This window comes from Candidatus Eremiobacteraceae bacterium (assembly GCA_036511855.1).
Lineage (GTDB): Bacteria > Vulcanimicrobiota > Vulcanimicrobiia > Eremiobacterales > Eremiobacteraceae > JABCYQ01.
Genome location: DATCBN010000098.1, coordinates 71,746 through 80,888 on the forward strand (window position 1 = coordinate 71,746; position 9,143 = coordinate 80,888).

The window sequence follows — 9,143 nt, forward strand, 5'->3', positions numbered from 1 at the left end:
TTGCTCTTAAGCGCCCCCGTCAAACCGACCTGCCTTGCGTCGCGCCCATAGGGTAAGCATCTTGCGCCGCGAAGCGGCACGTGTGTCCGATTCGTTTCCCGCATCCATCGACGAAGTCGAAGCGCTGTTGGCGCGCGGGCGCTACATGGCCGATCGGCCGCTCGCCGTCACGATATTTCTCGCACTCGCGTTGCGAAAGCCGCTGTTCTTGGAGGGCGAGGCCGGCGTCGGAAAAACCGAGGTGGCAAAAGTCCTATCGGCAGCCCTCGGCCGCCGGCTCATACGGCTGCAGTGCTACGAAGGGCTCGATGCTAACCAAGCGCTGTACGAATGGAACTACGCCAAGCAGATCTTGCACATACGTTTGGCGGAAAGTGCCGCGCCGGGCGCTCGCGCAGAATTGGAACGCGAGATATTCGGACCGGATTTTCTCATAAAGCGGCCGCTGCTCCAGGCCATCGACGATTCGGGCGGAGAGGCAAGCGTTCTTCTCATCGATGAGATCGATCGAGCCGACGAAGAGTTCGAAGCGTTCCTTCTCGAGCTGCTCTCCGATTTTCAAGTGACGGTGCCAGAATTGGGCACGTTCAAAGCGGTCACCCCGCCCATCGTCGTGCTGACCAGCAATAGGACGCGGGAAGTGCACGACGCGCTGAAGCGGCGATGCCTCTACCAATGGATCGACTATCCGGACATCGAGCGCGAAGCGCGAATCGTATCCTCTAAGGTGCCGGGCATCGACGCGCGCCTCGCCCGGCACGCCTGCGCGTTCGTCGCCGGCCTTCGCGCCGATCCGTTCTATAAACATCCGGGAATCGCAGAGACGATCGACTGGGCTGCGGCTCTCGTCTCGCTCGGCGCGCGCGAAATCGATGAGCGTACTGCGGTCGACACGATCGGGTGCCTACTGAAGTATCAAGAAGATGTGAAAAAAGTGCAAGAGGGCGGCATGGCGGCACGAGTCGAGCGCGCGCGCAAGGCTGTCGCCGCGACGTGACCAAGATCACCGGAGCGGACGCGGTCATCGGGCCCAGCGATTTTGCAAAGCTCCAGCACAATGCGCTCGTGTTCGGGCGGACGCTTCGCGCACTCGGCTTTCGCGTGCAGCCCGATCGCATGGTGCTTTTGGCAAATGCCCTGGACTGCGTCGGGATCGAGAGCCGCGAGGACGTGAAATCCGCAGCGCGCGCTATTCTCGTCCGCGCCAAGGAAGATATCGCGCGCTTCGAGATCGCGTTCGATGAGTTTTGGCGCGCGCACGGCCAGTCATATCCGGCCGGCACCGGCGATGATAGCCCCGGCGGGGCGCCGCACGACCGCGACGAACCGGTCGATCGCGAAGGCGAATCGGAGACCGGCGATCCCACGCGCATGCCGGCGTCGGGCACCGCTCGCGAGCCTCGCGTCGACGACGGAGCCAGCGCCGGTCCAAAGGATAGCGGCGAAACGATTGACGGCGACCGGTCGAACACCTACTCATTCGCCGAAGGGCTTTACTCGAAAGATTTTTCGCAGATGAGTTCGGCGGAGTTGGACCGCGCGCGCGACTTGACGCGGCCCGGCGCATGGGATCTCGGCAGACGACGGACGCGGCGCATGGTGTCCGGCTCCGGCAAGGGCTCGTTCGACGCACGACGCACTTTACGCGTGAGTCTGCGGCGCGGCGGCGAAGTGCTCGAGCTTCGGCGTCGGCGACGCAAAAACAAACGCCGCGATCTCGTGCTGCTCTGCGACATATCGGGCTCGATGGACCGGTATTCGCGCCTTCTATTGCACTTCGTGCATACCGTCCGGCACGCGGTCGGCAGCGTCGAAGCATTTGTTTTCGGCACGCGGATCACGCGCGTCACGAGACAACTTCGTCATCGCGACACGCACGCCGCACTGAACGAGATCGCGGACAGCGTTGTAGACTGGGCCGGCGGCACGCGCATCGGCGACAGCCTCTTCCACTTCAACCGGACCTGGGCGCGTCGCGTGCTCGGCCGCGGCGCGATCGTGATCGTCATCAGCGACGGCTGGGACCGCGGCGATGTGCGCTTGCTCGCCAAGGAGATGCAGCGCTTGCAGCGCGGCGCATTCCGCTTGATCTGGCTGAATCCGCTGCTCGGCTCGGCGGGCTATCGCCCGCAGACCATCGGTATGCGCGCCGCGCTGCCGTACGTCGACGATTTCTTGCCCGCGAACAACCTCAAGAGTCTCGTCCAGCTCGCTCAGCTGCTGCAGACGGTCGATCATCGCAGACCGCTGCGCCGGCAGGGAACGCCCGCAGTCGTGCTCGTCCGATGAGGGATCTGATCACCACCGCGAAGGCGTGGGCCAGCGCCGGCGACCGCGTCGTCATGGCTACCCTCGTGCGCGTCGACGGCTCGGCACCTCGAGGTGAAGGCGCGAAGATGCTCGTGGCCGCGAGCGGTGCCGTTGAAGGCTCCGTCAGCGGAGGCTGCGTGGAAGCCGCCGTCGCCGAAGAAGCGCGGGCCGTGCACGAAGGCAGTTCGGCGCGCATTGTCACGTACGGCATCAATCGCGCGATGATGTGGGATGTAGGACTCGCATGCGGCGGCAAGATCGAAGTGCTCGTCGAACCGATGCCCGACATGACGCTCCTCGAACGCTGTTTCGCGCCCGGCGCGAATGCGGCGCTCTGCACGTCGCTTGCCGCCGGTGGGAAAGATGCAGCTACCAAGGCCGTTGTGTTCGCCGACGGCGGCATGACCGGTTCGCTCGGCGACGCAGGCCTCGACGCCGAACTAGCGACCCTAGCGCGCGCGCAGATCGAGCGCGGGATGTCGAAGACCGTCACCATCGCCGGCCGCGACATCTTCATCGATGTCGTCGCGCCCCGCGAACGCCTCATCATCGTCGGCGCGGTGCATATCTCCGTGTGCTTGTGCGCGATGGCGGCCGACGCGGGCTTCACCGTGACCGTGATCGACCCACGCGAGCGCTTGAACAACCGGGATCGGTTTCCCAGAGCCGCCGCGCTCCTTGTGGGTTGGCCCGAGGACGAGATGCCAAACGTGACGCTCGACGAGCACACATACGTCGCGATCCTCACGCACGACGAGAAGTTCGACGATCCTTCGCTCGAGTTCGCGCTGCGCGCGCATCCGCGCTACGTGGGCGCGATCGGTAGCAAGAAGACGCACGCCGCGCGACGAGAGCGCCTTCTCGCAGCGGGCTTCTCGCGCGACGCGGTCGACGGAGTGCGCGGACCGATCGGACTCGACATCGGCGCGCAATCGCCGGAAGAAATCGCCGTCGCGATACTCGCCGAGATGATCGCGACGAAGTACGGACATCACGGTGCAGCATTACGCGATCGCATCGAGCCGAGCATACATTCCTGATCCCGCGCAGATCGCGCGAAAAATTGCGTCAAAATTTTTTTTCACAAGGCCGTCATAAAAAGAGGGTTCGTTCGAACGTATGAGCGAATTAAGAACTCCGAGCTCAGTATGAGCGCACCCCATTGCTCCGCAGGATGGAGGTGAGCACAAATGGCAGCTAAGAAGAAGGCGGCGAAGAAGACCACGAAAAAGGCCGCTACGAAGACCAAGAAAAAGGCCAAGAAGCGCTAAGCTTCGATAGGCTGACGGAGAGCGAAACGGAAACGATTCGCTCTCTTTCTTATTTGTGGATCAGTTCGTCTCGGAGATCACCGACACGCTGTGCCCCTGGTGTTCGGTGATGAATGCCAATCCCTCGACCATCCACGTATCGAGTCCTGACGCCGAATGCTCGGCCACTTCGCGCGCGACGTGCTCCCGGTCGCGCAGCCAACGCAGATGCGTCACGCCCTGGCTGACCCAAACGACTTCGCCACAATCCTCACACGCCAGGCCGCATCGTGCGGTCATGCAACTTTGATGACGAGGAGCGCGAAGTCGTCGGCGATGCGTCCGCCCGCGTATTTCGTCACGCGCGCCACGAGATCTGCTGCGAAACGGTCGGGGTCGCGGCTGCCGGCGCGGATCCAGCGCACGGCGCCCTCTTCGCCCAGCAGCTCGCCGGCATGGTTGCGGGCTTCTGTCAATCCGTCCGTGGCGAGCACGAGCATATCTTCCGACTTCAACACGATTCGTTCGGTGGTGAATTCCGATGTCGGCGCCAAGCCTATCACCGGGCCGGTGACCTCGAGGCGCCGGACATCCTCGCCGCGCCGAAGGAACGACTGGGCGTGGCCGGCGCTTGCGAATGAGAGTGACATGTCGCGATCGTCGAGGATGCCGAGAAACACCGTGACGAAAGATTCCGGATCGGCCGCAGAACGCGCGAACGCCCGGTTGAATTTCGCGAGCACGACCGCCGGATCGCTATTCTCCTCCGCGAAGGAGCGCACGGAATACTTGACGCGCGCGGTCTCGACGGCGGCGTTGAGTCCCTTGCCGGAGACGTCTGCGACAAGCACGCTCGACCGGTGCTCGTCGAGCCTATACACGTCGAAAAGATCTCCGCCCACGGCCGCGTCGCGCGTAGCCGACACGTAGGCGGTGCCGATGCGCACGTATGGGAGCGAATCCCAACCGCTGAGAAACGCCTGTTGCAATGTGTCCGCGACCACGCGCTCGCGCTCCAGCGCGGCCTGCGTGCGCGATCGCACGACATCGGCGACGATGGCGAGCGCGCCGAACAACAAGATCAAGGCCGATGTGGAGAACACCGAGCGCCGCAGCAGCGATTGTGCCGCGTCTTCGGATGATTTGCTCTCGGATGCGTAGAGCGTGCCCAGCGCATCGAAATCCCCGCGCATTTGGTCGAGCGAGAGCTTTCCGTGTGCGAGCAACTGGAGAGAATCGGGCGCATTTGGGTGGGCGATGAGCACGGTAGCCACACTGCGTTCCCAAGACTCGTTCATGGAGCGAAGATCGTCGATGAGCGGAAGCTCGGCTTGGAACCCCACGACGCGATTGAGCTGCTCCAACTCTTCGAATTTCGGCCTGAATTGCTGTACCGCTTTGTAGTATGGTTCGAGATATACGTCTTGTCCGGTTGCGAGAAAGCCCCGGATTCCCGTCTCTTCGTCTATCTGCATGCGGTAGAGTGTGATCAAATCTTCCGTCGCGGTGTCGATCGCGCTATGACGTTGAAACGCGGCGTTCAGCTCCTTGTACGTAATGTAGGAACCGACGACGGAAACGATGAGGGCAAACGCCAGGATTGCGACCGCAGTGAAAGAGCCGCCGGAACGGCCCCGCAGAGACCGTGACGATGTCATGAATGAACGGCTGACGGCTACGAAATCGCGCAATGTGTTGATCGCTGACGGAAAAGGCAACGGTCCGACGCTCTAAGGTCGGCACCCATTCCAAGGTGGACGCTTCGTCGCCGCGCGAACCGCGGCCTCCCAATGCAAACACCGGCACCGCAGTGCGCCGCGACGACGAGATCCAAATGCTGCGAGCTACGCGGGTCAGGTCTTGACTTCAGCGAACGCCGACTCGAGCACGGTCTTCAGCTCGCCGCTTTCATGCATCGGGCCGAGAATGTCGGTGTCGCCGTAGAACTTTCCGTCGATGAACACTTTCGGCAATGTAGGCCAATTGGTCATCTCGACGAGCCCTTCGCGTTTTGCCGGATCGGCGAGCGCATCGACGACTTCGAACGGATAGCCGAATTGGTTGAAGAATTGAATGGTCTCGAGGGTGAAGCCGCAACGCGGCATGGACTTCGTACCCTTGCCGTACACCAATATCTTGTGCGCGTTGATGTCGTCTTCGATGGCTTGTTTCACTTCGGGTGTCATGGACGGAAGCTCCTCATGCGGGTGTGCCGGTCTTGATCTCGACGGCATGCAGACTGCCGTCTTTGAGCGCCTCGCCGAGCGCGGTATATATGAGACGATTCCGATCGAGCAGCGGCATGCCCGTAAACTCGCGGGACACCACTGTCAGATTGTAGTGGTCCAGCGTACCGGTGCGGTCGTGCGCCTGCACTACGGCGTCGGGCAGTTTTTCCCGGATCAGCGTCTCGATTTCTTCGTGGGTTATCATCGTTTGGCTGTTTCGCTGAAGAGCCAAGCCAGTCTTGCCGATAACTTCAGGCGAGTGGACTATACCAACATCTACGCGGTCACCGACAAACTGGGCGACGCCATCGGCGATAACTTCGGGCTGGCCGTGGCGCTTATGATCTTGGGCGGGGTGCTCAGCAGCCTCAGTCCGTCCAGCGTACCGCGCATGGTCGCCATCGTCAATTTCGCCGGTCGCGAGTCGAAGACGATCACGCACGCCGCGTTGCTTTCGCTCGCTTTTATCCTGGGCATCTGCACCGTATACACCAGCGTCGGCGCACTTGCCGGATCGTTCGGTCAACTCTTGAGCGTGACCGGATTTCTCTACTACTTCACCGCGGCGTTGTGCCTGCTCATGGGACTATCGATGATCCGGCTCGTGGAGTTGCCGTGGAAGATGCCCGACCTGCCTATCGTGTCGCACGGCGCCACCGGCGCATTTCTGCTCGGCTTCGGTTTTGCGTTTCTCATCGCGCCGGATGCGATGCCTTTCATGATCGCGGCGCTCGCAGTGACGACCTTCAAAGGCAAAGCGCTGCTCGGCTCTGCGCTGATGTTGGCGTTCGGCATCGGCCATGGCGTACCGGTGCTGTTCGCCGGCATGCTCGCCCCTTGGTATACTAACAATCCTGCCGTCAAGAAGTGGCAGCTCGCGGCCGAGATGGGCGCAGGCTACGTGCTGGTGTTCCTCGCGATGTTCTTCGCCGTGATCGCATGATAGAAGAAGTTCGACCGTACGTCATCCGCACGTACGACCGCTGGATCATCCTCGTCATCGTTCTGGTCGTGGGATACATCTTGTTCCGGCCGGTCTTCGCATTTTCCGCGTACTACCGCGGGGTCAGCTTCGAACGCATGCTCTCGATCGACATGGCAAAACACTATTATCAACGCGCGATCGACATCGACGCAAACGTGCCCGAGGGCTGGATCGGGCTAGGCGAACTCTACATGATCAACGGACGCGCCAGCCGCGAAGTGCACGATCGCGCGGTCGCCACATTCACAAACGGCGCTGCGGCCAACCCAAAGAACGCTGTCTTGCCGTTTCTGCTGTGCCGAACGTACTACGAGCAGGGGCACGATTTCAAAGATGCGTTGGCCGCCTGCCAAGACAGCGTGAAAATCGATCCGTCCAACAAGTTCGCGTGGGATTATGCCGCCTGGTCGACCCTGCAATTGGGCGACGCGAAGCAGGCGATCGGCTATTGGAAAATCGTGCTCGCGCTCGACCCGAACTACACCACCGCGCGCATCGCGATCAAAAAATACGCCCCGCGCACGTAGCGTTCGTTCGTCCCTCCGTCCGTACTAGGGCAAGCCGTACTAGGGCAAGCATCGCTTGCCCAAAAAATAGGTGAGCGATGCTCACCGTCCTACAAAAATGGGTCGGCTCTGCTCACCCTCCGACGGAAAATTTCAGTGGTGATCCACGCGCTGCGCCGGCCGCCGTGCGTGGATCTCATCGATGAGCTCCACGATTCCGTCTGTGGCCGCCGCGAGCAGTCTATCGCCTTTCTCGGCGCTGGCCTTTGTGGGGTCTCCCATGACGCCCGTCTTTGAAATCGCGCTCCAATGCTCCATCATGACCAGCGGTCCGTCGCCGCCGACCAGATCCGTCCAGTAATTCTTGGTGGCTTCGTGGGAAAGCTCACGCACCGCCTTGGACATGTCGACGAGATCGGGCCGCAGTGCGAGGTATATCGAGGTCTCAAATTCGCAGGCATGATTCATGCCGCCGATCCGGTCGGATTCGCGTAGCGATTCCGCGGCTTCGTGCACGCCGGGTGCGTTCCAATAGTTGACCGCTGCGACGAGCGCGCCGGTTTCCACGACGGTGAGCCGCGCGATGATGTCGACGAACGGCGTGTTGCTGCCGTGGCCGTTGACGATGAGGATCCGCCGGAAGCCGTGATGGGTCAGGCTCCGGCAGACGTCGACGCCATATTTGATGAACGTGTCGGCGCCGATGGTGAGCGCGCCTGGGAAGTCCATGTGATGCGGGCTGTAGCCATGGTTGATGGGCGGGACCAGCACGGCGCGTTCGGCAGCCTCCTTGACGGCGCGCTCGCACACTTCAGCGCAGAGCCGCAGATCCGTATCGATGGGCAAGTGCAACCCGTGATCTTCGATCGTGGCGACCGGAACGACGGCCACCTTGCCCGCCGCTGCTGCTTCTTTCACTTGAGGCCATGTGAGCTCACCATAACGATAGGAGGTCATGGCGTTCGACGTTCGCGTCGGATGTCGCGGTCCCTATTCGAGCCCGCCGGCCGCAAGGCGCTCGTCCAGATGCGCCGAACCACACGTGCCGTGAGCGGAGATATGGAACCGGATATGGCCGCATACGCAGCATGTTGGAACGATGCGCGATTCTTCGAAGCCCACGAGACACTCGAACCCCGGTGGATCCGGGAGCGCGACCCCGGCTTGCAGGCGCTCATCCAGCTGGCGGCCGCGTTGCATCATCTGACGCGGGCGAACGTGCGCGGCGCGAAAACGATGCTCGATCGATGCCTGGCGCGATTCGATAGCGCGGGTGCTGCACCGTCCTCGGTCGACCTGACCGAAATGGCCGCCTACGCGCGCCGGCTACAGCGCGAAGCCGGCAACAGCGATTCCGAATCGCTCATCGCCCAGCGTCCGCATATCGGCTGAACGGTTTACGGCTTGATCGGCTTCCTGCATTTCGACACCACCGGGTCGTTGCTCGGAAAGACGGCGAAGATCGTCCCGCTTGGTACCGTGATGTCCTTACCGTGGTGGAAATAATCGAACGCACCGACCACGACGCCGACGCCGACGACTGGAATGGCGCCGAGGTAGCCTGGGAGATTGTTGGACGCTCCCGCCGATCGCAGGTCCGACGAGTTGTGATCGAGAGCGACGCCCAGTTTTCGTCCGTCGGGCAAGAGAAAATAAAGCGGCTCCATCACGAGAGATCCGGCGCGTCCGCCCTTGGCGGCCGGCGAAGCCACGGTGACGATGCCCCAGCCGATGGTGTGCGGCTTTAGCACGATGCGATCGTGATACGTGACAGAGTTGATGGTTTGGAATTGAAAGAAGTCGCCGGCAAGCGCTTTTTCTGAATAGACCGAATTGGTCGTCTCCACGGCGATCGGGGTGCACG

12 protein-coding genes are annotated in these 9,143 nt (G+C 62.0%); 6 read left to right on the plus strand and 6 right to left on the minus strand.

Annotation, left to right across the window (positions count from 1 at the left end; translation table 11 throughout):
• The first annotated feature begins 82 nt into the window (after window positions 1-82).
• The 3 genes from VII69_13175 to VII69_13185 are packed head-to-tail and all read left to right on the plus strand — an operon-like array spanning window position 83 to window position 3,350.
• Window positions 83-997 carry a MoxR family ATPase gene (locus VII69_13175; GenBank protein HEY5096061.1) on the plus strand — a complete coding sequence of 305 codons (915 nt, stop codon included), beginning with the start codon at window positions 83-85 and terminating at the stop codon, window positions 995-997.
• Window positions 994-2,289, plus strand: coding sequence for a VWA domain-containing protein (locus VII69_13180; protein HEY5096062.1), 1,296 nt, complete (start codon window positions 994-996; stop codon window positions 2,287-2,289). Before VII69_13175 ends, VII69_13180 begins: the two co-directional genes overlap by 4 nt.
• Window positions 2,286-3,350 (plus strand): XdhC/CoxI family protein, encoded by a 1,065-nt coding sequence (locus VII69_13185; GenBank protein HEY5096063.1) that lies wholly within the window; start codon window positions 2,286-2,288, stop codon window positions 3,348-3,350. Before VII69_13180 ends, VII69_13185 begins: the two co-directional genes overlap by 4 nt.
• A gap of 291 nt (window positions 3,351-3,641) precedes the next feature.
• Here the strand turns inward: VII69_13185 and VII69_13190 are convergent, their stop codons facing one another.
• The 4 genes from VII69_13190 to VII69_13205 form a co-directional block, all read right to left on the minus strand.
• A complete protein-coding gene (locus tag VII69_13190) occupies window positions 3,642-3,860 on the minus strand; it encodes a hypothetical protein (GenBank protein ID HEY5096064.1) in 219 nt (72 codons plus the stop codon).
• Complete coding sequence (locus VII69_13195; GenBank protein HEY5096065.1) at window positions 3,857-5,251, minus strand: SpoIIE family protein phosphatase; 1,395 nt, start codon at window positions 5,249-5,251, stop codon at window positions 3,857-3,859. Before VII69_13195 ends, VII69_13190 begins: the two co-directional genes overlap by 4 nt.
• Window positions 5,252-5,413: 162 nt before the next feature.
• Window positions 5,414-5,746, minus strand: coding sequence for a glutaredoxin domain-containing protein (locus tag VII69_13200; protein HEY5096066.1), 333 nt, complete (start codon window positions 5,744-5,746; stop codon window positions 5,414-5,416).
• Window positions 5,747-5,759: 13 nt separating this feature from the next.
• Window positions 5,760-5,993, minus strand: coding sequence for a BolA/IbaG family iron-sulfur metabolism protein (locus VII69_13205; protein ID HEY5096067.1), 234 nt, complete (start codon window positions 5,991-5,993; stop codon window positions 5,760-5,762).
• A 54-nt stretch (window positions 5,994-6,047) separates the two neighbouring features.
• Between VII69_13205 and VII69_13210 the strand changes: the two genes are divergently transcribed.
• Together VII69_13210 and VII69_13215 are read left to right on the plus strand one after the other, a co-directional pair.
• Window positions 6,048-6,731, plus strand: a complete 684-nt coding sequence (locus VII69_13210) for a cytochrome c biogenesis protein CcdA (protein ID HEY5096068.1) — start codon at window positions 6,048-6,050, stop codon at window positions 6,729-6,731.
• A complete protein-coding gene (locus VII69_13215; protein ID HEY5096069.1) occupies window positions 6,728-7,300 on the plus strand; it encodes a hypothetical protein in 573 nt (190 codons plus the stop codon). Before VII69_13210 ends, VII69_13215 begins: the two co-directional genes overlap by 4 nt.
• 132 nt (window positions 7,301-7,432) lie before the next feature.
• On the opposite strand, the gene VII69_13220 is transcribed toward VII69_13215, so the two are convergent.
• The gene (locus VII69_13220; GenBank protein HEY5096070.1) at window positions 7,433-8,236 is read right to left on the minus strand and encodes a creatininase family protein; all 804 of its coding nucleotides are present in this window, start codon (window positions 8,234-8,236) and stop codon (window positions 7,433-7,435) included.
• Window positions 8,237-8,257: 21 nt separating this feature from the next.
• Here VII69_13220 and VII69_13225 point away from each other — a divergent pair, with 21 nt between their 5' ends.
• Entirely contained in the window at window positions 8,258-8,671 is a 414-nt protein-coding gene (locus VII69_13225; protein HEY5096071.1) for a DUF309 domain-containing protein, read from the plus strand.
• Between the two features lie 5 nt (window positions 8,672-8,676).
• On the opposite strand, the gene VII69_13230 is transcribed toward VII69_13225, so the two are convergent.
• Window positions 8,677-9,143: hypothetical protein (locus VII69_13230; protein ID HEY5096072.1), on the minus strand; the 467-nt coding region annotated here is incomplete at its 5' end.

What these genes read in the sequence shown, in the direction of transcription:
- VII69_13225 (HEY5096071.1), top strand. Translation starts at nt 8,258, where the DNA reads ATGTCGCGGTCCCTATTCGAGCCCGCCGGCCGCAAGGCGCTCGTCCAG.
- VII69_13190 (HEY5096064.1), bottom strand. Translation starts at nt 3,860, where the DNA reads ATGACCGCACGATGCGGCCTGGCGTGTGAGGATTGTGGCGAAGTCGTT.
- VII69_13215 (HEY5096069.1), top strand. Translation starts at nt 6,728, where the DNA reads ATGATAGAAGAAGTTCGACCGTACGTCATCCGCACGTACGACCGCTGG.
- VII69_13185 (HEY5096063.1), top strand. Translation starts at nt 2,286, where the DNA reads ATGAGGGATCTGATCACCACCGCGAAGGCGTGGGCCAGCGCCGGCGAC.
- VII69_13200 (HEY5096066.1), bottom strand. Translation starts at nt 5,746, where the DNA reads ATGACACCCGAAGTGAAACAAGCCATCGAAGACGACATCAACGCGCAC.
- VII69_13205 (HEY5096067.1), bottom strand. Translation starts at nt 5,993, where the DNA reads ATGATAACCCACGAAGAAATCGAGACGCTGATCCGGGAAAAACTGCCC.
- VII69_13220 (HEY5096070.1), bottom strand. Translation starts at nt 8,236, where the DNA reads ATGACCTCCTATCGTTATGGTGAGCTCACATGGCCTCAAGTGAAAGAA.